Origin of the sequence: Polymorphobacter megasporae, from assembly GCF_018982885.2 — a bacterium.
Lineage (GTDB): Bacteria > Pseudomonadota > Alphaproteobacteria > Sphingomonadales > Sphingomonadaceae > Polymorphobacter_B > Polymorphobacter_B megasporae.
In genome coordinates, this window is sequence record NZ_CP081848.1 from 2,267,029 (window position 1) to 2,292,415 (window position 25,387).

The following is a 25,387-nucleotide window of genomic DNA, read 5'->3' on the forward strand; positions in this document are numbered from 1 at the left end:
AGCCCCCCAGTCTCTTGTGACGTATCATACCCATTGTCCGGAGAATCGTATTTCGAAACCGATCCCAGTCAGTCGCCGCTGGTTGCCGCTGAACGCGTTACGTGCGTTTGACGCAGTCGGTCAGCGGCTGAGCTTCACTGCGGGTGCTATGTCTCTCAACGTCTCTCAGAGCGCAGTCAGCCGTCACATCATAAGCCTTGAGGAACTGCTCGGTCGCAAATTGTTTGATCGGTCGGGGGCACGACTCGTCCTGACCGCGGCGGGCGAGATGCTTCTGCCAGAAGTGATTGCCTCTTTCGACCGGATTGAGAAGACGATTAACGCGATTTCGGGTAATGCGCGGCATAGTCGTCCGATCCGCATCCACATCCCGCCGTCGTTTCTCCACCAGATCGCTCTGCCGCTTATCCGCGAGTTCCACGGCGAACATCCCGATATCCGCATCGATATCTCTAGCTCGCACGTCACTGGCCTGCCAACGACCGAAACCGATATGGCGATAGTCTTCGATCTGCCGCACGTCGACGACCGCGTCACCGACTTCCTCTGGATGGTCCGGGTTGCCCCAGTTTGCGCCTCCTCCACTGCCGCGCGAAACGACGGCAAATCGCTTGCGGTCTTCCTAGCCGACAACCCTTTACTCCATGTAAAGCTCGACGACGAGCCGCGCGGGCTCCTCTGGGGCATTTATGCACGCCAGTGCAGAATTGCGCTTGACGTCGACCGAGGTCTCGCCTTCGATACCGCTTTGCTTGCGGTCAGCTCAGCAATGGCGGGCGACGGCATCGCACTCGCCGACATAGACATGTTTGCCGCCGAAATCGCAGACGGGCGGCTTGTGATGCCGTATGCATCCGTAATTGAGGATGGGTTCGGCTACTATTTGAAGCTGCGTCCAGAAGACCTTTCCGATCCGGCGATCGCGCTTTTCCGGAGCTGGTTGATCGCGCGTTTCGCTACGCGACAGGAAGGCCACGGAAGTTAGACATGCTAGCCATTTGGGGCCATTGTGCTGCTCTTAGAACGGTAAAAACTGGTGGGGAGCGACGGCGCGGTGTTTGCGCGCCGATCCGGCAAGGTCAGCTGCTTATTCGGCTCCACCTGCACGGCAGCTATGCGCCCATTTTCAGCCGTTAAAGTTTGTCGCAATGCAGCCCGGAAGCGGACGTTTGTTCAGGTGGCTCAGCTGACTTGATTGGTGGATCACGGCCGAGCCGCTTCCGGGCCCGGAGACAGCGTAAGCGGCCGTTTGTTCACGAGGCTCCCGACAGCAGCTATGCGCGTTAGCAGCGGCTATCTGGTTGGCTAAGCTGATTTACGATCAGCGGCTTGCCGCTCACCCATTCACCGCCTCAATGTCGCCGGCGCCGATGAGCGGCTGACGATCGCCAGTATCGACGTCGCGACGGACCGTTTGGCGACCATGGCGTCGCTCAAGGCCTTGGTCCTCGGCGAAGCGATGGTCCCGGCCTGATGGTGGCGGGGGCGGGAGGCTACTGACTTAAAGCTTGGGCGCCCACTTCGCGATTTCGGCCAGTATCTCGCCGAAGGCTGGTTGGCCGCGAAAATAGAGCGCGTTCGAGGCAATGTAGGCCTTCTGCAGCGTGGCCCGGGTCGCTGGGTCGCTGAGTACGAAGGCCTCGTTCTCGGCGATGACCGGATTGTCGAGCTTCGGGAAACGATTGGCCTTGTGGTCGAGATATCCTTGCGTGCCGACAAACGCCCGCACGGTCGGATCCTGGAGCAAGGAATAGACGTCGTAGTAGTGGCGCATGAAGTTGGGAGGGAACGCGCCGGTCTCCTGCTGCTGGCGGAACTTGGTCGAGATCGCCTGCAGCTTTTCGACCAGCGTATAGCCTGGGTGGTAGCAGGCGACGCCCAGGGCGCGGTTGTCGATGACCTCAACCTGGCTGGCGGCTAAGTCATAGGCCCACGAGCTGATATCGCGGGCCTCATTGGGCGCGACATCGTCGAAGCCGACTTCCAGCAATACCCCGTCTTTCAGGCCTTCCACCGATCCATTGATGCTGGCGTAGGTCAGGCGAACGCCGGCGCTACGATATTGGCGAAGGTCATCAAACGCCGTGTCGCGCTCAACCGAGGTGATGCCGTCGATGACGATGGTCTGCGCAAGCCGATCATAGAAGTCCTTGCGGCTTTGGACGTGAGCCGCCTTGTCGTGGTTGCGGCCGATCATCACCGGCGGATCTGCTGGCGGCTCGATGCGGATGTCGATGTCTTCCGAGAAACGGCTGATCAGTCCGTAGCCCTTGGAGAGCGATGTGCCGCCCTTCAGCTCGAAGGCCAGGCCCAGCTGCTGCAGGCCATAGAGGCTCTGCATGATCCAATAGTCCTTCTCGACCAAGGCGGGCGCGATGCCCTGCGCCTCGGCGACGATCCGGATCAGCTCGGCAAACTGACGATGGTTGTGCAGGAAATCACGTGGCATCCTTGGTTCCAACCTCGGCCAGGGCGCGGGCGAAGAACTTCTTGGCCCGCTCTGAGCCGTAGGACTGAGCGGCCTTTTTCACGCGCGCCCGGTCACTGGCGGCCAGCCGCGCCTTGACGCGCTCGAGCACAGCTTCGGCGCTATCGCCGAGCTGATCGAGGTTGTTGACCAGGTCGACCATCAGAAACTCAGCCGAGAGCTTCTTCGGGAAGGCGGGCTTCATCCGAAAATCGTAGGTGCGGCCGCCGAGCGCGAATTTGCCGTGGCGCTTGTGGTTATAGACCACGGTCTTGTTGTGCAGCTGGGTCGTGCCGACCCCAAGCCCATTGTACGCATTGGGCGAGGCCAGCAGGAACGGGCCGCCCTTGAGGAAGGTCGACACCAGGGTGTCATCCTCAGGCGGCGCCTTCCCGAACACCGTCTGTTTTGGCGCGTAGTAGAGGCCACCGGAAAGCTTGGTCAGCACGCCGGCTTGCACCGCCTCCTTGAGGTGGCGATCAACCGCCGTCGACCATTGCGCCAGATCCGCCCGGCGGTAGGTCTGCCCGGGGCGGAGCTTGGTTTTGAACTGGTCGAACTTGCTCATGGCGACAACTTAAGCCTCCGAAGAGCATTTGCAAGGAATGTCATTAAGATTTCATGCAAAACGGACGTCCTTGAACGGGTGGAGCGATGCGACCGTCTTGGCGTGCCGGACCATATCGGGTCTAAGGTCAGCATGATTCAGTCGTGTGGATCGGCGATCTCCATGCCAGACTCGATCACACCCAGCGCCTCGTCCGAAGAGTCGAACACGCCCTCGAACAGCCGGAACTTGCAATCGACCAGCTGGACGATGCGCTCCTCAGCCTAGTTCTTCCGGTTCATGAAATTGACGACGGTGACGTCGATCTTCTGACCTTAGCGATCGCAGCGACCGATCCGCTGCTCGACCCTCTGCGGTTTCGAGGGCAGGTCGTAGTTGATCAGCAGGGAGCAGAACTGAAGGCTGATGCCTTCGGCGCCCGACTCCGTGGCGATCAGGATGCTGCGGTCATCTTTGAAGGCCGACCAGAACCTGGACATGTTGCGCTTGGGATCGACGCGGCTAAGCATCATCCGCGGTCAGTCGGTCGCCAGGGCAGATTGGGCGGTTGCCGAGCTCATGCTTGATCCTCCGGGTTTGGAGCAGATTCCGTTCGCCAGACGACGCTCAGGCGGCTTTCCGGCCGATCGAGGCCCCAGCGACGCATCGCGTAAAATTCGAGGGCTCGCCGGACGGTGACCGACAGTTCGCCGTTGATCCCGTAGTCCCAGCACACCGCACGCTTTTGGTTTTCCTCAAGGTGAGCGGCCGGCGCCAGGGTGAGGGTGACCCAGGAGCACCAGTCGGTATCAAGCGGCAGATCGCCGGCTTCAGACTCCGACCGCGCTTGGTTCGGCGCCATGCCTATCCGCGAGAGGACGAAGTCTCTGAAGTCTTCGCGCAGGTGGCAGTAGGCTCGGACATGCCAGCGCTGACCGTCTGAAACGAACGCTGTAGGCGTGATCGAGCGATCCTCCGCCGTCGCGCGGCGCATGGTCTGGTAGGCGACGTGGACTGTCTTACGATCCCGGATCGCCCGGTACAGCCGTGCCATCAGGCCGACATCGAGCGGCCGGTCCAAGGTCGGCAGCACTTCAACCGCCACTCCCGCCTGCCGTGACCGTTCCAGCCAGGACTCGAGGGCGGGCAGACCAAACAGCGGTTCAAACGTCGCCGCCGCCTCATATCGTCTTTGGCGGGTATCGTAGATCACCTGCCCTGGGGGCAGAGCGGCGAGGTAGGCCTTGAGGTCCAGAGCCGCTTGCGGCTGCGACACCCGGAATGTGTCGATCAGGTCGCGGCGATTGACCCGGCCTTCCCAAAAGAGAAGTCCGTCCAGAAACCGCTGCCTGGCTTCATACGCGTATCGCGGCGTGGGAGACGACATGCGGAGTCTCTAGTTGACGGCCAAGCTCTAGTCCATATAGAAACTATATAGACGGGAGGTTGGGCTTAGATGCGGATTTTGCACACATCAGATTGGCATCTGGGCCGGACGCTGGCGCAGGAGAGCCTCCTCGACGACCAGGCCCAGCTCCTCGACCAGGTCTTTGCAGCAATCGTCGAACACCGCGTCAACGTGCTGATCATAGCCGGCGACCTCTTCGACCGGGCGGTGCCGCGCAAAGAAGCGGTTCAGCTGTTCAACGATTTCCTCGCCCGCGTTTACGCCGAGACCGGGGCGGCGATCGTAGCGATCGCGGGCAATCACGACGCCCCCGACCGCGTCAGCTTCAACTCGGCGCTGCAGGACCCGCGGCGCGTGTTGATCCGGGGTCCTTTGCGAGACCGTCCCCACGCCTTGGTCTTGAGCGATGAGCACGGGCAGGTGGCTTTCTCGGCGCTGCCGTACTGCGAGATTTTCGCGGCGAGGGAGGCGTTCGACGATGTCGGCATCGCCAGTTGCGCCCACGCCCTCTCAGCGCAACTGGCGCAGGCCCGCCTGCATGTTCCGCCAGGCGCGCGATGGGTGGTGACGGCCCACGCCTTTGTGGAAGGGGGGCGGATCACCGAAACCGAGCGGCCCTTGGCTCAGGTGGGCGGCATCGAGACGGTCCCGTCAGCGATGTTCGATGGCGCGGCTTACGTCGCTCTAGGTCATCTGCATCGCGCACAAGAGGCTGGCGCCGCTCACATTCGATACTGCGGTTCCTGGATGGGCTTCGGATTCGATGAGGCTGACGAGCTAAAGACCCTGAGCCTGGTGGAGCTGGACGCCGCCGGCGTGGCTAGAGTGACCGAGCTTCCGCTGGTCAGCCCGCGTCCGCTGCGGGTCGTGACCGGAAAGTTGGCGGACTTGGTCGCGGCCGGGCGAGCGCCTGACGCGCTTGGGGCGGGTGCTCTGATCAAGGCGGTGCTGACCGACGAGGGCGCACTCATCGATGCCATCGGTCAGTTGCGCGCGGTCTATCCCCATGTGCTGCAGCTGGAACGCCTGAACCGGCTCGCCGCTCTCGGCCCTGGCGCCGGCGAAGCGGCGGTTGATCGGCAAGACCCGGTGAAGCTCGTGGCCGACTTTCTCGATGCGGTACGCGGGAGGGGGCCTGACGACGTCGAGACGGGCATGATCGACGAGGCCCTGACCGACCTCCAGAGCGAGGAGGTCTGACATGCGCCCAATCAAAATGAGCCTGACGGCTTTTGGACCTTTCCCCGACACGCAAACCGTCGATTTCCGGCCGGTCTTGGGCGCTCGCTTATTCGGCATCTACGGGCCAACAGGAGCGGGAAAGACCTCGATCCTCGATGGCATTTGTTTCGCCCTCTTCGGAGAGTCGTCAGGACAGGAGCGGCAAGGCGACGACCTGCGTTCACACCATTCCACGCCCGATATTGAGACCGACGTGAGCCTGATCTTCGAGGTCGGGGCGAAGCGATATCATGTCGTGCGGCGGCCACGTCAGACGGTCCGCGGCAAACGGGGCGATGCCCTTGTCGAGCGCCAACACTGGGCCGCGCTCTACGACGCCACCGACATTGAGGTCGATGACGTCGACGCCGACAACCCCGGCGTCGTGATGGAGGAACGCAAGGTCGAGGTCGTGGCCGATCGCATGCGATCGATCTTGAACTACAGCGCCGCCCAGTTTCGCCAGGTGGTGCTGCTGCCCCAGGGGCAGTTCCGCCAGCTGTTGACGGCGTCCAGCGATCAGCGCTCCGCTGTGCTGCGCGGGCTGTTCGACGTCTCCCTTTACCAGCGTTTTGTTGAACGTCTGAAGGCCGAAGCCGCTGACCTGCGCGATCAAGTTGAGACAGGCAGGTCGGCGATCAATGGCCACCTGCAGGCCCATGCCGTGTCTGACATCGATGCGCTGGTGGCCCTGATCGAATCCCTGACGGCCGATGTCGGTGTCCAGACGGCTGGCCGCGACGCTGCGCGCCGGGTCCGGGATGAGGCCCGCGAAACGCTGCAGGCGGCTCAGCAGATCCAGAATCGGTTCACAGAACACGACGTCGCGCAGGACGGCCTCAATACAGTCCTCGCCCAAACGCCGGAGATTGATGTCCTTAGCCGGCGCAAAGCGGCCGCTGAGCGCGCTGTCGCCTGTGTCGCCGCCGATGAGCGGGCCAATGAGGCCGAGAATGATCTAACTGCCGGCGTGACAGTCCGGACTCTCGCAGCAGACCAGGCGAGTGAGGCGGCGCGCCTGCTGTCAGAGGCGATGGCAAGCCTGCAGGCCTCCGCCGCACGTCAACCCGAACGGAACGCCGCCATCGCGGCGGTGACCCAGCTCGAGGGTGTGCAGAAGCGTGTGGTGGGCGCCGAACCGCTTCGTGAGGCGGCGCGCAGCTCGTCGCAAGCCGCTCTTGAGGCGAAGGCCGCACTGGAACTGGCGGTCCACGACCATGATGTCGCCGAGCAGGGCAACGCCGCGGCAAACGCGGAGCTCACCAGCGTTCAGCAGACTGTTCTGCGGCTCTCGCAAGTTGAAGGAGCTCTGCAGCTCTTGAGACAGGCGCGGGAAAAGGCCGCTCAGTTCGCGAACGCCACCGGCGCCGTCGACAAGTTCGCCGCCGCGAGGTCGGCCGCTTTGGCCGACCATGAACGACTGACGGGCGTCCTCGCGGCCTGCAGGGTGGCCGAATTTAATGCCGAAGAGGCGCTGGCTTCGGCGCAGGCCGCGCACCTGGCAGCAAAACTCGAGGATGGGGCGCCATGTCCGGTCTGCGGAGCCACGGAGCACCCTCGGCCGTCCGGTGGGGTCGGCGAGGGGCTCGGCCTTGATCCCGCGTGGCGCCAAGCCCGCAGCGCGCGAGAAGCCGCCGACGCAGACGAACGGCAGGCCGCACAGGTCGCGGCGAGGGCTGACGGCGAATGGACCCAGGTCGTTTCCACCTTGACGCTGTTGAAGGCGCCGGAGCGGGATGTCGCCGCGATCACGGCAGACATCGTCGCCGCAGATGAACAGCTCGAAGCGCTGCAGGCGAGCCCGGACATGGCCACGGTCCAGGCCGCCGTCGATACCGCCAAACTGCATCTGGCCTCGACAACCTCAGCGCATGCCGCTGCTCGCGATCAGCACGTTGCAGCTGACAAGGCCGCGACGTCGGCCGCGGCCGCCCTCGCGGCGTCCCTCGCGGATGTGCCCGAAGATTTGCGCGACGCTGCGACGGTCGGCCTTCGCGTCCAAGCGGCGATCAAACACCGGGACCAGTTGAACGAAGCGCACCAACTGGCGGTCGAGAACGAGCGGCGCGCCAGCGAGGCCGCCCAGGCCGCACTCTCGGGTCTAGACCACGCCGAGGGTCGGGTGAAGGAGTTGACCGCGGTGCGTGACGCGCAGTTTGCTTCGTTCGTGACAGCAAAGACGACAGCAAGGCTGAGCGACGCTGCTTATGCGGCGGCCAAGACAGATATCCCCAACATCGAGACCCTAGTGGACTGATTCTAACGTTTGGTGCCCGCGTCTGACGGCGGCGATGATTTCGTTTGGATCGGCGCGCCAGACGAAGGGACGCGGTTCCTGATTGTGCTCCTTGATGAAGCGGTTGATGGCGGCCTGGAGGTCGACGACGGAGCAGAAGACGCCATTCTTCAGGCGCCGGCGGGTCAGCTTGGCAAAGAAGCCCTCTACGGCGTTGAGCCACGAACACGACGTCGGCACGAAGTGGAACGTCCAGCGCGGATGCCGGCCGAGCCAGGCGCGGACCTTGGGCTGTTTGTGTGTGGCGTAATTGTCGAGGATGACGTGGACGGCCTTGTCGGCGGGCAACTCGGCCTCGACGGCGTTCAGGAAGCGGATGAACTCCTGGTGCCGATGGCGCTGCATGTTGCGCCCGATCACCGAGCCGTCGAGCACGTTCAGCGCCGCGAACAAGGTCGTCGTCCCGTTGCGCTTGTAGTCGTGGGTCATGGTCGCACCGCGGCCGCGCTTGAGCGGCAGCCCCGGCTGGGTACGGTCGAGCGCCTGGATCTGGCTCTTCTCGTCCACCGACAGCACGATCGCGTGTGCCGGCGGCGAGACATAGAGGCCGACCACGTCGTGCAGCTTCTCGGCAAACGCCTTGTCGTTGGACAGCTTGAAGCTCCGCCAGCGGTGCGGTGCCAGGCCATGGTCGTGCCAGATCTTCACAACCGAGGACGCAGCGATGCCGACCGCCTTGGCCATCGCACGGACCGTCCAGTGCGTCGCTTCATGGTCGGGGCGTTCAAGGGTCAGGGCCACGATCCTGTCGACGAGCCCCGCCTCGAGCGGAGCGATGCCCGGCGGGCGGGTCTTGTCGCGCAGCAAACCATCGACACCTTGGGCCATGAAGCGTTCCTGCCAGCGCCACACGCAGGTCTTCGACTTGCCGGCCGCCGCCATGATCGCGAGCGTTCCCAGCCCTTGATCCGTGAGCAGAATGATCCGTGCACGCCAGACATGCTTCTGCGGCGAACCCCGCGCCGAGACAATCGCTTCAAGCCGAGCCCTGTCTGAGGCCGTGACCTCGATCCTGATACCAGTGCGCATCCAACAACGTCGCACGTCCGACCGGCGCCGGGAATCCCCAACAGGACTCGTCCGTCTCGTTCAATCCACTAGCCTCGACAATCACCGAGCACGTCGCTGGCTTGGCCGCCGCGCAAGATCGGAAGGACCGCGCCGTTGCGGCAATTGCTGGTCTGGATCGCCCTAACCTGGCGGCCAGTTCGACCGCGCTGATGAACGCCGACGCGATCCTGAGCAAGGCTGAGGAGCTCCTTACGACGACCGCGATGAGGTTGTCGCAGCTTGAAACCACTCAGGTCCTTGTCACCCGACTGACCGCAGAGCTTGCCGAGGCGACTGAGCGGTATCGTGTCCTCGGTGAGCTGGCCCAGCTGACCGATGGCCGAAACGCCCATCGCTTGCGCCTGCGCGATTTCGCTATCGCCGCGACGTTCGACCTGGTCCTCGAAGCGGCCAACCTGCGCTTTGGGCGTATGTCGCGCGGTCGGTTCTCCCTGCTGCGGAAGTATGAGGGGGGCGACGGCCGGGCTAGGGCAGGATTGGACATCGAGGTTTACGACGCCCACACCGATCAGAAACGCGACGCTCATACGCTCTCAGGCGGGGAGGGGTTTCTGGCATCGCTGTCATTGGCGCTCGGGCTTTCCGATGTCGTCCAGGCAGAGTCCGGCGGCGTCAAACTCGACGCGGTCTTTATTGATGAGGGTTTCGGCCACCTCGACGACGAGACCCTCGATGTCGCCCTCGATACCCTGCGTGACCTCGTGGGCCAGGATCGAGCGGTCGGCGTCATAAGCCACGTCGAGGCTGTGAAGGAGCAGATCCCCATGGGCTTCGATGTGGTTCGCCAGCCGCAGGGCAGCGTCATAAGTCAGCGGGTCGGAATCTAGGGCAAAGCCATGCCGGCAAACGAAGCAGAATACTTGGCAATAGCGGTTCGTGAGGCCGCAAAGGCGGCGCAGACGTGCCTGGTTGAGGGGTTCCCAAATCAGACCGACCGCTCGTCGGTTCCACTGGTCCAACTTGAACTAGACGAGGCCGCCCGACTGATCACCGCGGCCAAGCCAAAGGCGGTCTACATGGTCGAGGTCGCCTTCGATGCAGAGGAGGCTATTAATGACGCCCGAGAAGCGCTGGCCGAGCTCGGCGTAGAGAAGCTGCCCGCGGCGCTAAAGGCCGCTCACCGACGGGTAGCAGGGCATGTCGGTGAAAATTGCACGACCTTGGCGGCCTTCATGGTTGATGGCGTGATGCATACGACCATCGCGTCAGTCGATTGGCATGATGAGTTTGAAGAGGCCGTTGACGAGACCCTGGACGCGGCGAGGGCGGAGAGAAAGACTAACGGCCGGGCAGAGGCCAAAGCGGCCAGCGCTGAGATCGCCGCAAAGGCGGCGATCCTCGCAGTGCATCCGTCGTTCAATTTCAGCCGGGTGTCGTTTGAGAAGCGGCTCACCTTGGCCGAGGCGATGTTCACAGAATGCGAGGAGGACGAGCTGCGTGAGATAACACGCGTTGCTGAGAACCTATTTTGGCTGGAACAGTCAGGGTTCCGACGTAACGCTCAGCCCAATATCGTTGAGGTTTCAGGGCGCTGATAAAAGGAAAATCCGGGTGGCAGCGCTGCTGATTTCCAGTCCATAGCTACAGCCACGCTGTGCCTAGCGCGGGTGACGGCGACATAGAATTTGGCGCGGCTTTGCGCCGCGAGTTCGGAAGCCGGATCGACCAGCCATTTCTGCATGGGGCCCGTAGGGAGGATGACGACGTGGTCGAAGCCTCGACCCTTGGACTCTCCAAAATTCATCACCTGCGACGACGGATCAACACCACCGGCCGTGACCTTGTCGCGGAGTTGCATCGGTCTGACGGTCGCTAGGTAATGAGCGTAGTCCGAAATCCTCAGGATGAAGACGCCGGCGTTGGCCGACGGAGGGTTCCGGCAAGTCGCGCAGTCGCAGGCCTGGGTGGCGGCTAGCCCAGGAAATAGACGAGCCGACACGGCGCAAATAGCCGCGCTGTTGCGGTGCGACCGATTCAGACTCGCGTCGTCGATCTCGATCTTGAGCTTTTGGGGCAGCGTCCGCAGAAAGTCGGCGATGCCGCCTTCGGCGTACTTCGCGAGACGGCGCTCGTTGTGGGTCAGGTAGGTGACCTGACGAGGATCGCCGACCATCAACAGGTGGGCGGGACTTCGCGCCAGCGCCTCGAGGATATCGAGGTCATAACCGGCTAGGTCCTGGACCTCGTCGACGAAAACGTTGGGGAACACCCGACTCAGCCTGTCGATCACCGCGCCGCCACTCGCCGCATTACAACGCATCACCAGCTTCGACAGCTTGTCAGAGAAGACCCGGCCGCGACCGTCGAAGAAGTGACGGGCGATATTGTCCTCCGGCCAGGGCACCTTGACCCCGGCTTTGTTCGTGAAACGAATGGCCGACTGCGCCTGGACCAGCAGCATCCCCCTGACCGGAAAGTCGAACACCGCGCCTTGGAACGGCATGACGCCGTGGGTGATCAGGAAGCTAAACCAGGTCGTGATGACCACGTTTGCCGGGACGCGGCCAGCGACGTCAAAGAACTTTTGGCGGATCTCCGCCTCATTGGATTCCGTGTAGGTGGTGATCAGGACCCGCTCGTTTTTGATCTTCAGCGCCTCGTGTACGAGGTAGGTGGTCTTGCCGGAGCCGGCCGCCGCGACGACGAGCCTGTTGGCGGCCATCACGGCGCGATGGCCTGGGTGATGTAGTCCGGATACTTGATCCCGGTCTCTGCGGCGAAGATGGCCAACGCGCTTTCGGTCTTGTTAGAGCGCATGTGGAGGCGAAGGTCGTCGTCGGTCGTGGCCGCAGTGCCCAAGACCGCGTTGAGCGCCTCCAACCCGTTCGCCTTCAGGAGCTTCGGCTCCAGGGTGTTGTAGTTGAAGGGCTTGTCCTTGACCTTTAGGTCGCCTTCGTCGACTTCGGAGGCGAAACAAATCCTGATCGACGTGTCGCCCTTGAACGCGGCGTATTTCTTGTCGAGCGCAGCAGGATCCCCGTCGTTGTCGGTGACCACGGCCACGGGGATGTCCAGCGCTTTAGCCAGCTCTAAGAAACGCAGGAAGGCCGTGCCGACGGAGATGACGTCGATCCCGTCCTGAATCGGCAGCTTGCCGCCGTTCGCGTCCATGTAGGCCCGCTGAACCACCAACTCGTCGGAATCGCCCTCCACCAGGATCGCCTTCTTGGCCAAGGCTAGGCGCAGAGTGTCGTAGCCCGCCAGCTTCTTGAAAAAGTTGGCCGCTTTCAGCTCCGCAATCCGCACCACCTTGCTGTCGCGCAGCACAATCAGGTGGTCGAGGCCGAGTTTGTTGGCCACGAAACTGCTGTGGGTCGAGATGATGATCTGCTTCTCGCCATGCTGGGCGGTCAGATCGGCGATCAGCTCGTTGAGCCGCGCGTGCGACAAGTGGTTTTCCGGCTCTTCAAGCAGGATGGCCGTGGCCTCGGCGCTCTTCTTGGTGCTGAGCGCCAGCTTGGTCTTGATGACGCACTGCTCGCCCTTGCCGATGTAATGGAAGGGCACGAAGTCGATGTAGGTCATCAGGCTGCTTTCCCACGCTGTCTGGGACGACAGGTCGACCGAGATAAAGACCGACTTCTGGCTGATCTTCGCGGCCTTGGTGATCCGCGCATTGATCAGCTGCAGGTTCTCGTCCTTGACGAAGGCCTCCTTCAGCTTGCGGTGCGCCTGTGAAATCGACGCCCGTTCGGTCTCCTGCAGCACGTCGCGGATGATTCGCGAGATGTAGACGTCGGAGCCGTTCTGCAGTCGGGCGCTGGTCGAATCGATGAGGGCGGACTTGATCGGGATGTTGCGCGAGGTGATGCCCTTGCGCGCGAACGACCGCATGGTCGCGGTGTAGTATTCAACCGGAATCGAGGTCAGCTCGCCGGCCGCCACCAGCGCCTCATAGGCGCCTTTGTAACTCTCCTCGTCGAACTCGACGCGGTAGACCACGCCGCTGGCCTTGATCTTCTCGGAGTTGCCGTCGCCCTCGAGCTCCGCCAGCTCGTTGGAATCACCGGAGAAGAACAGCTCGATGGTGATGGCCGGAGGCGGCAGGGGTGTGCCGGTCTTGAGGCTTTCGATGTACTTCTGCTGGGCGGCCAGGTTGAAGAGGTAGCTGGTCAGGTCGTTCTTGAGCGGGCGGCCGTGCAGCATGCCGGTCAGCGCCAAATGGACCGCCTCCAGGATCGTCGTCTTCCCGGACTCATTGCCGCCGACGATAACGTTCAGGGCGTCGTTGAGCTTGAGACAAAACGTCTCCTCGTAGCACTTGAAGTTGGTGATTTTTACCTTGGCGATCTTCATTCGCGCCCCTTGATGTTCAGTTCGTGAAACGCTGCACCCGCGATTCGCAATATATATAAGCCTATCACTACCCTGGTCGATCTGCCGGGGCGTTTAACCCGTCGTCGCGGGACTTAGTTGGCAAGCAGGGGAGGGTGCCGTGGCGAAAGAAAAAGGGGAGCCGTTCGAGTTCGACGAGCCGGCTGCCCGGTCTCACAGCCCGCCCGGCTGGCCGATCCATACGCTCGAGATCAAGCCGGACGGCAAGGCGCCCAAGCAGCACGGGGCTGACACCTACCGCTTTGGTGCGGCGCTGACGCTGGCCGTCATCCTGCCTCGCCGTGGATGGACGCTCGTCAAGAAGACCAAGAACTACGCCTACCTGATCCCCCCGCCCTACCAGCTGGAGCGGCCGTTCCACATCACCATCGCGGTCCCGCCGGACGAGGAGTGTCTCGCCATCGCGAACCGGAGCTACGCGAGCGGGGAAAGCTGGACGGGGCAACTCGGCGAGTGGCCCGCCTGGTACTTCCACGAGCGCAACATGAACGTGCAGAAGCTCGAGCGAGATCGGGCGACGGGCGCGATGATCGTGGAGGTCATCGAGCAGCCGCCAAAGTCGATCCTGACGATAGGCGAATTTGGCGTATGGGAGCGGGTGGTCACCGCCATCGGTGGCCGCTTCGGGCTCGGCCACCTACCGCCGGACTTCCCATTCCCCCCAGCGGCGACCTCCCCAAAGCCGGAGCGGGCGCCATTGCTGCCGCCGCCGATGTGGGAGGGCGCCCCGGTCGGTGTCGAGCTCACGAAGTACGAGCGCAGCCGCGAGGCGCGCCGGCAGTGCATCGAGCACTACGGCCCGATCTGCCAAGCCTGCACCCTAACCTATGAGGAAAAATATGGCGCGATCGGCGCGGAGCTGATCCACGTCCACCATCTGACGCCGCTGTCCGAAATCGGCGAAGCCTACGAGGTTGATCCGGTCTGCGACCTCGTCCCGCTTTGCGCGACATGCCACCATGTCGTTCACAGCCGCATCCCGCCCTACAGCTTGGAAGAGGTCCGGCGCGCGATCCACGGCGCGTGGCCCGTCGGCCAATAAGGAGGGGGCGATGGCCACGAACGAAGACCGTCACAAGCTCGTCTACAAGTATCGCGCCTTCAGCCATCACAGCTTGGACATGCTGGTCGAGGATCGGCTGTACTTCGCCGACCCCAGCACCTTCAACGACGCCCTGGACACCAAACCCAGGCTAGATCCGGACATCGACAACCAGGCCCTCGAGCGCGTCCTCGCCATTGATGGCGACGACGTCGCGCTTCTTGCGCAAGGCTGCCGACTGGCCGAGCCGTTAAAGCAGGTGGCCTTGTGGAATTGGGTTTCCTTGGCGGTGTCGCCGGTGCCCTCGTCGATATGGGTTTTGCCTTCCTTGAGCTTGATCGCGGACTAGGCGAGGCTGCGAATCGGCTCGGTGAACTGATTAGCTTGCGCCGATCTCCGCAGTCCTCTGAAAGCCAGTCGGACGCTTCGGCGTGCCACAGGCGGTTGGAAGTCGACATGAACAAATGGCGGGTTTCGGGAGCAGCGCGGCCTAACTGCATGTCGTCTTCTGGGTCAGCGTGCATAGCGGCTGACAATTTGGCTTACAACGCATCCTCGAGTTCGCGGAGCATGACGATCAGGTCAGCTGGAAACAGATCCCCATTTATGACCATTCTACCGTTCTCTACGGGCGAATATGTCAAACCCTGCCACGTTGCCGTCTTATTGTCGGTGATGTTTACCTCGTTGCCGTGAGATAGCGCATTCCTCACGATCCGAGCAAACTGCCAGATCGCGGGCCAAGAAGCGATTGGGCCATACTTATCGTTAAGGTGCTGCTTGTGGGTCTCGAAGTATGATACGACCAGCATATTGCTGATACCTAACAAAAACGGGCCTAACGCACCCAGCTTTACGGTGTCCTCGCGACCTGTCTTACGAACCGTTGCGTATCGCTCGAATTTAATTTCGTGTGGAATGCCGTTCAGAACGGCCGAGTAAATCACGAGGTCGGGCACCAGGCGCAAGGTTACGTCACATAAAATCCCACCGAGTTCGGCGTAATGGCCGTGCTCCCATGGTTTTGCAGGGCTGGTCGAATGGGGACTCCAAACATCGACAAGCGCGCTGAAGCCCATTAGCGCAACGACAAAGCTGTTGACGGCCTCATGCGCGCTTTCGGTCGACACAAACTTGAGTTCGGTAGCTGACTCCGGCTGCATTAGCTCACGGTCGCCGCCAATCTGTAATCGCTTTACCATCTAACCCTCGTGATACTCTTTAGCGGCAGGTGTGCTGGCTGACGAAGATCACCGGCTCCCTTGAAGCGCCGCTCCAGCGAGTGCTGATAAACCCGGTTTAGCTTACATGAACGGACGGTAGAAGTGCGGATGCCGTCAACGGGCCCGGACTGTCGCCATATGGGTCACTGGCACGAGCGGAGAAGGGGCCGCATTCGCGCAAAAATTGGCCATTCATTGTTGCTTGACCACCACCCGGTTTCGCACGTTTGATCTTTTGGTTCGCCCGCTTGCTTCTCTACCTTTGAGAGGCTGGTGTCTGAGAGAGGATCAACTGCGAAGGCAGGGGTGAGGACGCGGCCGTTACAGGAAGCGGCCTGATCCTGTGCGTTGCAGACGGGAGGGGTGACCAGGCCGTCATCCGCATCGCTGTCGACGCGGCACCAATCTTTCACCCCTTCCGTCGTGATGATAGCCAGTGAGTTCATCGACTACTTAGCATTTCAGGATGGAAGAGATAAATGGGCGCGGTCTACAGGCCCCTTAAAGATGCGTTAAACACGCTTGGGATCAGTCAGGCATCTCAAATACTGGCTAAGGCTGAACGAGAACTTGCGCGAATGGATAACGCCGAGACTCTGGATGACGAACGGGATGCTTTATTGAACTGTGCCCTAGCCCTGTGGCATATGTCGGACTGGGCGTGTAAAACCCTCAGAGACGAGAAGAGGAATGATGTTAAGGCATTCTTTGGCGTCGAAAGCGGTCAGGTGAAAGTCAATCATGTCAACAACTGGGTACGTAAGAATTGCCAAGAAGCGGAACTTGTTCAGGCTATGGCAACCGCTGCCAAGCATGTGAATTTCGATCATCATAACACGTTTGACCCTGACCGTACGCCACTGTCGCCATACAAGCGCGGATCGCTGTCTTTGATCGATAAGCAGGGGAACGTAGTTTTAACCCGATTGGCCATTCAAAAATTGATCTATTTTTGGAAGAGCCAAATCGGCGAGATCGAGTGGCTATACTGAAAAACGCGGGCGTTGCCGTCCGATTTCCTGTTTGCCGCATAACAGTTTCTCTTAGGCCTGAACCGTCAGCACCACGAACGCCTTAGCGTCAGTGACCATGCCGCTGACACGCTTGGTTGCGTTCCGCGGAGCAGCGCCCGAAAGCGGCCGGTCTGCTTACGTCCCACCCTCAGCCAACCGCACGGCTCCGGGGAATGACCGCAAGCCTCGACCTGCGGGATGAACGAGCGGCCGGAGTTGGGACACGGGCAGGATGGGCGGAACGACCGCTTGTGGGTCTTACCAACGTACCGCGGTGCCTGAACCAAGGTCCGCTTTGCCGAATTTATTGGCCGTAACCGGATGCTCTCTAGGCGATCACGTCGTCGCCTTCTCGCCTAGAACCACCATTCCATTGCTGCGAGCCAGCCATCCCTTTCGGATTTTAACTGCCACAGCCTCGGCGATCAGCTCCCTCAGTTGGGCGCTAGTCGATTTGAAGCCGATGGCCCGCGACACGGCCAGACCAATCTGGTCGTCGGTCGCTCCGAAGTTGGCCCGCACGACTTCGAGCGCCGCAGCTTCCAGCTCGGACGGCGGCACCGCTTCGCACCGCCGCAGCGTGTGGGAGGCGGTCTCGCTCCTGTCCCTAACCCTGACTTCCCGCTCGGGCACATCGAGGAAGCTCCCGGCCTGCCCTACGCGACCGGCACGGACGCAACCGTCCACGGCGCGTTCGACGGCACCCTGTATCCGACTGCCCGCCCGATGCAGCCCCCATGCGTCCCGGATGCGGGCCACCACCTCGTCGAAGTGGACCGGTCCTTCGATTGCCACGACCTCTTCGACCAGCGTAGCGAGCAGAGCGCGGGGTGTCTCGTGCAGATCGCCGATGACGCCGGCGGGGCGCTGCAGAACGGCCTCGAGATACCTCACGGGTCGGTTCAGGTCAGGTGCCGGCGCGCCTGCGTCGGCGACAGTCTGACGCTCGACCGGCCGAAGCTCCGACGGCAACGACTGGACTTCCGACGTTTGCCGGCGTCGCGCCGCTCCAGCGGCGCGGAGATCGTGTTCGACCTTCGCCGCGTCAATTCGGTCTACGATAATGGCGAGCTGTTCGTTAGGCCGCTGGAACCAGTCGGTGCTCCAAATCCTCATCATCGACCAGCCGTGGTCTTCCAGCACAGAATGGCGCAGCCGGTCTCGATCGCGGGCTGACCGCGCATGGTGATAAGAACTTCCGTCGCACTCGATGCCCAGAAGATAGCGCCCGGGCCGATCTGGATCGGCGACGGCCAGATCGACGAAGATGCCGGCGAGGCCCACCCTCCGGTGGACGACGTAGCCGCGGGCCTGGAGCGTCCTCGCTACCTGCTCTTGGAAAACGCTGTCGTGATCGCGGCCCGTGCTCTCGGTCTTCGTCATGCTGCCGGTGCGCGCAAAGCGCATGAATGACCGGAAGGCGGACACGCCTTTCCGGCTTGCGGCGAAGTCAGCTTCGATGTCCTCGTCGGTCATTGACGCGAAGACCTCGCACCGGCGCTTCGCACGGCTGATCAGGACGTTCAATCGGCGATCGCCACCCTCCATTCCGACAGGCCCGAACCTCATCGGCACGCGTCCGCCCGCGACGCTCGCGCCGTAGCCCACCGAGATGAAGACGACGTCGCGCTCGTCGCCCTGAACGTTCTCCAAGTTTTTGACGAAAAATGGCTCGGACGGATGTCTTTGGAAGAACGCCTCGGTTTCAGGCGGCAGCGATCTGCGCAGCGCCTCGAGCTGGTCGACGATCGCGCGACGCTGGGCGACCGAGAAGGCTGCGACGCCGAGCGACAGTTCAGGATGGTCGCGGGCGTGGGCGACGATCGCCTGCGCTACCGCCTTCGCCTCGACAACGTTCGTCCGCGTGCCGCCTGCGTCGAACAACCCGCCGACGACGTGGTGGAACACAAGTCCCATGCCGGCCTCGGTGGTATAGGGGCTCGGCACGATGAGGAGCTTGCCTTCGTAGAACTGCTGATTGCTCGTCGCGATCAGGGATTCGTGCCGGCTCCGGTAGTGCCATCGCAGCATGCGTTTAGGCAAACCGCGGGCGGTGAAAAGGCCGAGAATGCTCTCGATGTCGGCGACTCTGCCGGCTCCGTCTTCATCCTCCTCGGTGCCGCTCGTCATCTTCACGAAGAACGCCGTCGGCGGGAGCTGCTTCGGATCGCCGACCACGACGACTTGCTTCGCCCGGGCTACGGCCCCCAGCGCGTCGACCGGCTGGATCTGGCTGGCCTCATCCATCACCAGCAGATCGAAATTGAAGTCGCCGGGCGCGAGAAATTGCGCGACCGACAGCGGGCTCATCATCAGGACCGGCTTCAGCGCCTGGACCGCCGGGGCCGCGGTCTCCATCAGCCGGCGGATCGGCATGTGCCCGCGCTTCTTCGCGAGTTCGGATCGCAATACGCCAAGCGGTCCGACGCCGCCGCCGTCGCGTGGGGGCACCCTTCTATGATGGGCGCGGGCCACCTCCAGACTCGCATTGGCGATGCGCTGCCTGTCCATCTCCGCAAAATCCCGCGCCACCCGACCGTGCAGGGTTCCGTCGAAAACCCCAAGTTCGGGTTCCTTCCGCACCGCCGCCGCATGGACAGCCTCGTAGTAGGCCATCTCAAAGCCGGCCGCGGCGTCGGGTGGAGCGAGCCGGCCGTCGGAGAGTTTCGCGACGACGTCGCCGCAGCCGAGCATCGCGGCGCGCGACGCGCGATCGCGGTATGCCACCCATTGAAAAAGTCGCTCGCCCGAACGCGTCCATTCCCCGAGCCTGACCTCGAGAGTCGACATAGCGATCAGCTCGGCCGACGACTGGCCGAACGCATGGACGAGGTCCAGCCGCAGCCGATCAAACGTCGCCCCCAGTTCGAACAGCAGCACGTCGCGGATGCCGTCGAGTTCCTGCGCGAGGCGCCACGCCGCCGCCCGGTCGGTCATCCGCCCCACCACGTGGCGGAAACCCCCGTTCGCGCCGATCCATTCGAATGCCGCCTCGAGCGACCGCCAGTCGGATCCGTCGCCCCGCCATGCCGCCCTGAACGCCGCCCTTCCGAGGGCATCGCCTGCGACGAGCGTTCGATCGGCGGCCTGCCAACGCTCCAGATCGATCAGCGCGGCGACCCTTGCCGAGAGCCGATCGGGCGTCTTGACGAACAGCGGGCCCGTCTCCTCATCCGCCCGGTGGAATTCCGCCATGCGGTCCGCGAACGCTGACAAGCGGATTTCGTCGGGATCGGCGACGCCGCCGCACGCCTCCGCACCCACCGGACCGAGTTCGGCCACGACCCCAGGAAAGAGTGCTTCGCACTCGGCGAGAAGGCGAGTCACGCGCTCCCCGCTCCGGCGAAGGGCTTTGCGGTCGGGCCCGCGGGCGGCGATCAATCTCGGTTCGGATCCGAGACCCTTCAGCGTCCGGACCCAGTCGACCAGCGCTCGGAGCGGCGCCGAAGCCGACCGGACACCCCGCCAGTCGGCGCCGAACGCGAGGCCCGCGAACGAGGATTCCGATTCGATAAGCCGCTTCGCGGCCTTTCCTTTCGCGAGGGCGTTCAGGGTCGCCAGTTTCTCCTCGAGGGGAGCGTCGGGCCGCACGAGCACCGACCGGACCAGCCGATTGGCGCGACGCCATTCCCCACTGAAGACCTTGGTCCAGGACGATCCGTGCGCCGCCAACGCCGTCCGTGCCGGGTCGATATCGATGTCCCACGCCGCATCGACAAGCTGGCCGTCGACCGTCCGCCGCGCCTCCTCGAGCCGAGCGACGGCCTCGGCCGCATCGGCCGCCCGTTCGACACCGGCATCCCAGAGGTCGGCGGCGAATGCTGTTGCATCGGCCTCGGGTGCGGACGCCACGCGTTCACCAAGGCGCATGGCGGCCTTGCCCTCTGCCAACGTCAGCGGAGCGGGGCGGCCGAGCGCGAGGGCGAGGCCGGCGAGCTCCCGCAGCAGGTCGTGGATGAGCCCGGCCGACCTCGCAACGCGACCGAGCGCCTCTGGACCGATATCGCCTGGTAGCGAACCGAGTTTGCCGAGTGGATCGGCGACCTTGGCGACCCACGCCCCCGCGGCCAGCTGCGGCTCCAGGCGGTCGCGCAGCCCCCGGTGGACGGTTCCCGCGGCGACGAGAATTTCGATGCGTTGATGGTCGGTGTCCCAGACCTGAGCGGACAGGGCTTCGGCGTGGATATCGGGCGCATCGGCGGCACGGCGGGCGTAATCGAGCAGTCCGTCCAGTCCGGCCATGTCGATCGGGACGACCTTCTCCAACAATAATGCGAGTTCGGCCTGACGCGCCGCGTAGTCCGACACCCGGACCGACAGATCCCTTATCCGGTTGACAATGCGTTCCCCAGCGCCTGGCGAGATCGAGGCGAGGCCGACACCGCGCCAGGGATGGCTGTCCGGACGGCCGGCCACCTCGATCCGTTCGGCCAGCTCGCGGACCACCTCGTGACGTTCGACGAAGCCGTCGCCCGACCAGACTTCCGGTCTGTCGAGCCGCAGGTCGCCTGGTCTGACGCCGTCCAACCGGAGGCGGCTCAGCTGGCCCACGAGCTGGAACGGCGTCAATCCGGACGGACCGACTGCGGAATGCATGCGGTCGCTGTGTGCGTTGAGCTGGTCGCGCGCGGCGAGAAGCCGGGAGTTGAGTGTCGCCTGCTCCTCGCCCTTGGGAGCTCCGAGGTCCCAGGTGCGGCGGAGTTCCTCCAACACGGCGCGTTTGTTGGCCTTGCTGCTATGGAGCTCGAGGCAGGCGTCGCCCACGCCGGTGGCGTCGAGCCGGCGCTTGACGACTTCGAGCGCGGCCATCTTTTCGGCGACGAAGAGCACGGTCTTGCCGTCGGCGACCGCCGCGGCGATGATGTTCGCAATCGTCTGGCTTTTGCCGGTTCCAGGTGGTCCTTGGATCACCATGTCGCGGCCGCTGCGGACCTCATGGACGGCCAGCGCCTGCGAACTATCGCAGTCGAGGATGTGCAGCATCTTTGCGGGCGTTATAACCGGATCGATGTTCGCGTCTTCGGGGATCATCCCGCCGGCCCCGTCGAAGCCGTCAGTCAGCAGGCCGCGGACGAGGCGCTGCTCGGTGATCTTGGCGGTTGCGGGCCAGGTATCGGGATCGAGGTCGCGATACATCAGGAATTTGGCGAAGGAGAAAAAGCCGACGACGACGTCGTTCGGCAGGATCTCCCATTCGGACCTGCCCGCGACCGCCTCCGCGACCTCGCGGAAGTAGGCCGCGAGGTCGAACCCGTCGCTCGCTTCGAGGGTCGGCAGCTTAATCCCATGCTCCCGCGCCAGGAGGGCTTCGAGGGAAAGGTTGGCGGCGTAGTCGTCCTGGCGAACGCGCAGCTTGAATTTCTCTGCGGCGTTGCCGCGTTCCAGCGCCACAGGCACCAGCACCAGCGGAGCGTATCGGAACCCCTGGCTTTGCGGGACCGACCACTTCAGTGCGCCCAAGGTTAGGTAGAGGATGTTGACGCCCTGCTCGTCCTCAAGGGTCCGGGCGTCGAAGTAGAGATCGAGCAGCCGCTTCTGCAATCCCTTCGGAGTGAGACGCGTCTGGAGACGCGTGTCCGAATGCCTCGACTGGACGCCGCGCTCGTCAATGGAGTCGTCTTCGGGCTGGGCGAGATCGTCGATCTCATCAACCTCGTTTCCCGGACCGGGCTGCGGCTCGTCGCCTGAGGCTGCCGCCTTGCCGGCGACGAAGGTGAATGGCCTGCCGCCCTGCACGAAAAGTCGGAATATCTCGTTCGCGAGCTCGTCGACGATCTCGATCGCCCTCGCTCCCTTGGCCGAACGCGGCATGTTGAGCAGCCGGTTCCTGCCGGAGAAGTCGAGTAGTTCGAGCCGCGCGCTGTCGAGCTTCTCCCGGGGCGACAGTGCGGTCTGGAAGACCGACACGCTCTCCGGATCATCGTTTCCGTCTGTTCTCGTCGCCAACCGCCGCCCCCGCCGAATCCTCTTGCGACTAGAGCCTTATGGCGACCGCTAGTCTAGCGAAACGACGGGCAGCACCAGTATCCTGCCCGTCAGCCGAAGGCATGGGACGCGCGTCGGAAATTGGAAGCCTCAGGCGAAGGGGTTCGGGACCTTGTCGCCGGTCTCCTTCGCCGGCGCTGCTATCGCCGGCAGGGCAGGTTCGCCCTCGAGGCTCACCACGATCTGCGCGAGCAGATCCGCGAGCTGCCGAGCGTGGTTCAGCCCCGCGCGGTCACGCGTAATGTCGAGCGACCCGTATAGCGAAACCGCATGCGTGCCGTTCTCGACGTGAAATTCGCCGATGGACAGTGTCGCCGTGTCGTCGGCGAAGGGGGCGATGCTGCTCATTCCGATCTCCTTATGGTTCGATCAACGTCGCCGTCGCCGGTGGTCGCCTGGCATCGGCAGGACCGCCGCGCTGGCCGCGACGTCGGCTGCAAGCCTTGGAAAGACGTCCACCCCGCTTCTCCGTCTCAACTCGACGATGGAGACGACACTCCATCGCGGCACCGGCTCGTTTGTCGCTACGTATGCCGCAGCTCCTCGACCCGGCATCAGCAAAGCCTTGTAGAAGGCAGTCGGAACGAGGACGTTGCCGCCGATCCTGCGCAGTTCGTTGCCCTCGAAGAGCACCCCGGTCACGACCCAGGTCTCACCGAGGTAGACGGCGATGTCGCGGGTCATGCTCTCCGCCTGTTCCCATGAACCGCGGTTGAGGTGGGGGACCTGAGGCGCCACGTTCGCCATTGTGAAGGTCTCGGCGTCGGCGTCCGGTGTGGGCATGTCGCCCGATGGGCTAAGGTGTCCCCGGTCGTAGCCGCTATTGGTATAGTCCTTGGGGCTTGCTTGCTGGTCCGGGCGCAGGTGTGCGTCGGCGTGCCACCGCCCATACCGTGCCCCGAGACCGCGGGCCGCCTCGACGCCGCCTCGCGTCAGATGCTCCGCCGACCAAAGTCCGGTGCGGGAGATCGGCGAAGCAGTCGTCGCGAACGACTGATAGCAGACCGCGACGGCCGGCGCCGAGCCGAGAATTGATAATCAGAGGCGCGCCGCCGCGATAGAAGACGGTCGGACACCGGCTCGCTGCAACTGGCGACCATGGGATCACGGCAGCCAGCGTCGTCAAAGCCGCCGACCGGACGATGTGGCGCAGCGTGGAGTGGGCAGTCACCGCCGATCCGGTCAGGTCGATCGCCGCACGGCCAGGCGGCGCTGCGACCTGTACGGCGGCGATCAGCGCTTGACCCAGACTTCGACGCGGCGATTCTTGTCCTGGCCGTCAGGGGTCGAGTTGTCGGCGACGGGCAGAGCCTTGCCGAAGCCGCGAATCACGCCGGGCTTCACCCCGCGCTGCGACAGGGCGTCCGACACCGCAGCCGCACGGCCTTCGGAGAGCTTCTGGTTGAGCGCATCGGCGCCACGGCTGTCGGCGAAGCCGAACAGCATCAGCCTGTCCGCCTGGACCGAGGATGACGACAGGAACTCGGTGACGCGATCGAGATCCTTCAGGCCGCGGTTGTCGAGATCCGAGGATCCCGTGCGGAACCGGAAGTCCACCGAGAGCCGAAGGGCGTTCGCCACAAGCGAACTGTAGTCCGACGGTGCCGTGGCGACGACCACGGTCTTCTCCTGGTGGATCGTGAGCGGCACGAAGCCGGCCGCTTCAACCACGGCTTGTCCCTTCGCCGAGTTGGCGAACTCGATGAATTTAGCGACGTCGGGCTTTGCGTTGGTCTGCCCGGTATAGAGGAACAGTCGGCGCGAGAGGGCGTAGTCCTCAGTGCCGACGGTCATGCGGTTCGGCACCAGAGGCGCGGTGCCGGCCGGTCCGACCGGGACCGCCTTCGAACCGCCGATCGAGGAGAGGCCGACGAACCCGACCCCCCGGGGGTCGTTGGCCACTGCCGAGGACAGATCCCCGCTGTCCTCGAAGCGCTTGGCGCCAAAGACGAGCGGCGTCTTGTTGAGGACCAGCGACTTGAACGTGTCGTAGGTGCCCGACTTGTCGTCGCGTGCGTAGACGGCGATTGCGCCGGAAGCGCCGCCGACCTGCTTCCAGTCGGTCACCACGCCAGTGAAGATCGCGCCCACCTGGTCGACCGTCAGCTTCGCGACCTGGTTCGCGGGATGGACGATGACAGCGATCCCGTCGAGGCCGAGCACGTGCTCGTTGGACGGCGAGGTCATGTCGCCGAGCGACGTGAGCTTGACCGATTCCTCGGGCTTCACGCGGCGCGACGCCATACCGATGTCGAACTTTCCGTCCGCCAGACCTTCGAACGCGGTCGAAGAGCCATGCGCGCTGACCGTCGCCGACAGGTGGCGGCCGGCGGCGTCGCAGCTGAGCACGGTTTCCTCGGCGGCGGGCGACGACGATTTGACGTCCGCGCAGCCGAGATCCTTGAAGTAGGCAGTGAGGAGAGCCGGGGCGAGCTTGGCGCCGATCGTGTTCGATCCACCTAGGCGGAGCGTCGCGTCCGATACGCTGACAGGTGCGGCGGAGGAACCCGCGCCCGCTGGAGTCGCACCATGACCGCAGCTGCGCAGCGCCAGACCGGCACCCGCGAGAGCCAGCACGGCGACCCCGCCGAGGATTAGCGCATTGCGGCGCGTCGGATTGGGCGAGCTTGCACTCGCGGACGAGGTCGAGAGGACGAGCCCCTTGCCGCATTCGGGGCAGACGAAGTCCTGTCCCGCCTTGGTCGTGATCGTCTCGCGTTTATCGGCGAGGCTGCAGTTGCCGATGTTGACGCATTTTCCCTGTCGCTCGCCCGCCATG

Annotated in this window: 20 protein-coding genes; 8 read left to right on the top strand and 12 right to left on the bottom strand. The window is 63.5% G+C overall.

The window, feature by feature from the left end:
• The first annotated feature begins 82 nt into the window (after positions 1-82).
• Positions 83-985: a LysR family transcriptional regulator gene (locus tag KTC28_RS10790; RefSeq protein ID WP_255601928.1), complete on the top strand. Its 903-nt coding sequence runs from the start codon at positions 83-85 to the stop codon at positions 983-985.
• A gap of 516 nt (positions 986-1,501) precedes the next feature.
• On the opposite strand, the gene KTC28_RS10795 is transcribed toward KTC28_RS10790, so the two are convergent.
• From KTC28_RS10795 to KTC28_RS10810, 4 genes are all read right to left on the bottom strand, one after another.
• Positions 1,502-2,449, bottom strand: coding sequence for a nucleotidyl transferase AbiEii/AbiGii toxin family protein (locus KTC28_RS10795; RefSeq protein ID WP_216711343.1), 948 nt, complete (start codon positions 2,447-2,449; stop codon positions 1,502-1,504).
• Complete coding sequence (locus tag KTC28_RS10800) at positions 2,439-3,035, bottom strand: hypothetical protein (protein ID WP_216711344.1); 597 nt, start codon at positions 3,033-3,035, stop codon at positions 2,439-2,441. The genes KTC28_RS10795 and KTC28_RS10800 overlap by 11 nt, the downstream gene beginning before the upstream one ends.
• Positions 3,036-3,349: 314 nt before the next feature.
• Positions 3,350-3,547 (bottom strand): helicase-related protein, encoded by a 198-nt coding sequence (locus tag KTC28_RS22800; protein WP_255601929.1) that lies wholly within the window; start codon positions 3,545-3,547, stop codon positions 3,350-3,352.
• 44 nt (positions 3,548-3,591) lie between these two features.
• A complete protein-coding gene (locus KTC28_RS10810) occupies positions 3,592-4,401 on the bottom strand; it encodes a helix-turn-helix transcriptional regulator (protein ID WP_216711345.1) in 810 nt (269 codons plus the stop codon).
• Positions 4,402-4,470: 69 nt separating this feature from the next.
• On the opposite strand from KTC28_RS10810, the gene KTC28_RS10815 reads away from it, so the two are divergent.
• Entirely contained in the window at positions 4,471-5,622 is a 1,152-nt protein-coding gene (locus tag KTC28_RS10815) for an exonuclease SbcCD subunit D (RefSeq protein ID WP_216711346.1), read from the top strand.
• 1 nt (position 5,623) lies between these two features.
• Positions 5,624-7,900, top strand: coding sequence for an AAA family ATPase (locus KTC28_RS10820; RefSeq protein WP_223132239.1), 2,277 nt, complete (start codon positions 5,624-5,626; stop codon positions 7,898-7,900).
• On the opposite strand, the gene KTC28_RS10825 is transcribed toward KTC28_RS10820, so the two are convergent.
• Positions 7,889-8,968, bottom strand: a complete 1,080-nt coding sequence (locus KTC28_RS10825; RefSeq protein WP_216711703.1) for an IS630 family transposase — start codon at positions 8,966-8,968, stop codon at positions 7,889-7,891. The two genes, KTC28_RS10820 and KTC28_RS10825, sit on opposite strands and share 12 nt — an antisense overlap.
• Before the next feature lie 101 nt (positions 8,969-9,069).
• Between KTC28_RS10825 and KTC28_RS10830 the strand changes: the two genes are divergently transcribed.
• Both KTC28_RS10830 and KTC28_RS10835 read left to right on the top strand, forming a co-directional pair.
• On the top strand, positions 9,070-9,837 hold the full coding sequence (locus tag KTC28_RS10830; RefSeq protein ID WP_223132240.1) for an SbcC/MukB-like Walker B domain-containing protein: 768 nt from the start codon (positions 9,070-9,072) through the stop codon (positions 9,835-9,837).
• A gap of 9 nt (positions 9,838-9,846) precedes the next feature.
• Positions 9,847-10,545, top strand: coding sequence for a hypothetical protein (locus tag KTC28_RS10835; RefSeq protein ID WP_216710391.1), 699 nt, complete (start codon positions 9,847-9,849; stop codon positions 10,543-10,545).
• Here the strand turns inward: KTC28_RS10835 and KTC28_RS10840 are convergent.
• Positions 10,512-11,672 (bottom strand): UvrD-helicase domain-containing protein, encoded by a 1,161-nt coding sequence (locus KTC28_RS10840; protein ID WP_255602438.1) that lies wholly within the window; start codon positions 11,670-11,672, stop codon positions 10,512-10,514. The genes KTC28_RS10835 and KTC28_RS10840 overlap by 34 nt on opposite strands.
• On the bottom strand, positions 11,672-13,306 hold the full coding sequence (locus tag KTC28_RS10845) for an ATP-dependent nuclease (protein WP_216710389.1): 1,635 nt from the start codon (positions 13,304-13,306) through the stop codon (positions 11,672-11,674). Before KTC28_RS10845 ends, KTC28_RS10840 begins: the two co-directional genes overlap by 1 nt.
• A 139-nt stretch (positions 13,307-13,445) precedes the next feature.
• Between KTC28_RS10845 and KTC28_RS10850 the strand changes: the two genes are divergently transcribed.
• Positions 13,446-14,387, top strand: a complete 942-nt coding sequence (locus tag KTC28_RS10850) for an HNH endonuclease (protein ID WP_216710388.1) — start codon at positions 13,446-13,448, stop codon at positions 14,385-14,387.
• A 10-nt stretch (positions 14,388-14,397) separates the two neighbouring features.
• Positions 14,398-14,736, top strand: coding sequence for a hypothetical protein (locus KTC28_RS10855; protein ID WP_216710387.1), 339 nt, complete (start codon positions 14,398-14,400; stop codon positions 14,734-14,736).
• A gap of 193 nt (positions 14,737-14,929) precedes the next feature.
• Here the strand turns inward: KTC28_RS10855 and KTC28_RS10860 are convergent, their stop codons facing one another.
• Positions 14,930-15,589 carry a hypothetical protein gene (locus KTC28_RS10860; RefSeq protein ID WP_216710386.1) on the bottom strand — a complete coding sequence of 220 codons (660 nt, stop codon included), beginning with the start codon at positions 15,587-15,589 and terminating at the stop codon, positions 14,930-14,932.
• A 500-nt stretch (positions 15,590-16,089) separates the two neighbouring features.
• Between KTC28_RS10860 and KTC28_RS10865 the strand changes: the two genes are divergently transcribed.
• Positions 16,090-16,602, top strand: a complete 513-nt coding sequence (locus KTC28_RS10865; RefSeq protein ID WP_216710385.1) for a hypothetical protein — start codon at positions 16,090-16,092, stop codon at positions 16,600-16,602.
• A 357-nt stretch (positions 16,603-16,959) separates the two neighbouring features.
• On the opposite strand, the gene KTC28_RS10870 is transcribed toward KTC28_RS10865, so the two are convergent.
• The 4 genes from KTC28_RS10870 to KTC28_RS10885 all read right to left on the bottom strand — a co-directional run bounded on the left by KTC28_RS10870 (position 16,960) and on the right by KTC28_RS10885 (position 25,386).
• Complete coding sequence (locus KTC28_RS10870; RefSeq protein ID WP_216710384.1) at positions 16,960-22,569, bottom strand: DUF3320 domain-containing protein; 5,610 nt, start codon at positions 22,567-22,569, stop codon at positions 16,960-16,962.
• Positions 22,570-22,698: 129 nt separating this feature from the next.
• A complete protein-coding gene (locus KTC28_RS10875) occupies positions 22,699-22,956 on the bottom strand; it encodes a hypothetical protein (RefSeq protein WP_216710383.1) in 258 nt (85 codons plus the stop codon).
• 21 nt (positions 22,957-22,977) lie between these two features.
• Positions 22,978-23,640 carry a DNA/RNA non-specific endonuclease gene (locus KTC28_RS10880; RefSeq protein ID WP_216710399.1) on the bottom strand — a complete coding sequence of 221 codons (663 nt, stop codon included), beginning with the start codon at positions 23,638-23,640 and terminating at the stop codon, positions 22,978-22,980.
• Positions 23,641-23,841: 201 nt separating this feature from the next.
• Positions 23,842-25,386, bottom strand: coding sequence for a substrate-binding domain-containing protein (locus tag KTC28_RS10885; RefSeq protein WP_216710382.1), 1,545 nt, complete (start codon positions 25,384-25,386; stop codon positions 23,842-23,844).
• Position 25,387: the final 1 nt, after the last annotated feature.

Coding starts and splice junctions, on each gene's coding strand:
- KTC28_RS10795 (WP_216711343.1), bottom strand. CDS start 2,449: ATGCCACGTGATTTCCTGCACAACCATCGTCAGTTTGCCGAGCTGATC.
- KTC28_RS10800 (WP_216711344.1), bottom strand. CDS start 3,035: ATGAGCAAGTTCGACCAGTTCAAAACCAAGCTCCGCCCCGGGCAGACC.
- KTC28_RS22800 (WP_255601929.1), bottom strand. CDS start 3,547: ATGATGCTTAGCCGCGTCGATCCCAAGCGCAACATGTCCAGGTTCTGG.
- KTC28_RS10810 (WP_216711345.1), bottom strand. CDS start 4,401: ATGTCGTCTCCCACGCCGCGATACGCGTATGAAGCCAGGCAGCGGTTT.
- KTC28_RS10815 (WP_216711346.1), top strand. CDS start 4,471: ATGCGGATTTTGCACACATCAGATTGGCATCTGGGCCGGACGCTGGCG.
- KTC28_RS10820 (WP_223132239.1), top strand. CDS start 5,624: ATGCGCCCAATCAAAATGAGCCTGACGGCTTTTGGACCTTTCCCCGAC.
- KTC28_RS10825 (WP_216711703.1), bottom strand. CDS start 8,968: ATGCGCACTGGTATCAGGATCGAGGTCACGGCCTCAGACAGGGCTCGG.
- KTC28_RS10835 (WP_216710391.1), top strand. CDS start 9,847: ATGCCGGCAAACGAAGCAGAATACTTGGCAATAGCGGTTCGTGAGGCC.
- KTC28_RS10840 (WP_255602438.1), bottom strand. CDS start 11,672: ATGGCCGCCAACAGGCTCGTCGTCGCGGCGGCCGGCTCCGGCAAGACC.
- KTC28_RS10845 (WP_216710389.1), bottom strand. CDS start 13,306: ATGAAGATCGCCAAGGTAAAAATCACCAACTTCAAGTGCTACGAGGAG.
- KTC28_RS10855 (WP_216710387.1), top strand. CDS start 14,398: ATGGCCACGAACGAAGACCGTCACAAGCTCGTCTACAAGTATCGCGCC.
- KTC28_RS10860 (WP_216710386.1), bottom strand. CDS start 15,589: ATGGTAAAGCGATTACAGATTGGCGGCGACCGTGAGCTAATGCAGCCG.
- KTC28_RS10865 (WP_216710385.1), top strand. CDS start 16,090: ATGGGCGCGGTCTACAGGCCCCTTAAAGATGCGTTAAACACGCTTGGG.
- KTC28_RS10875 (WP_216710383.1), bottom strand. CDS start 22,956: ATGAGCAGCATCGCCCCCTTCGCCGACGACACGGCGACACTGTCCATC.
- KTC28_RS10885 (WP_216710382.1), bottom strand. CDS start 25,386: ATGGCGGGCGAGCGACAGGGAAAATGCGTCAACATCGGCAACTGCAGC.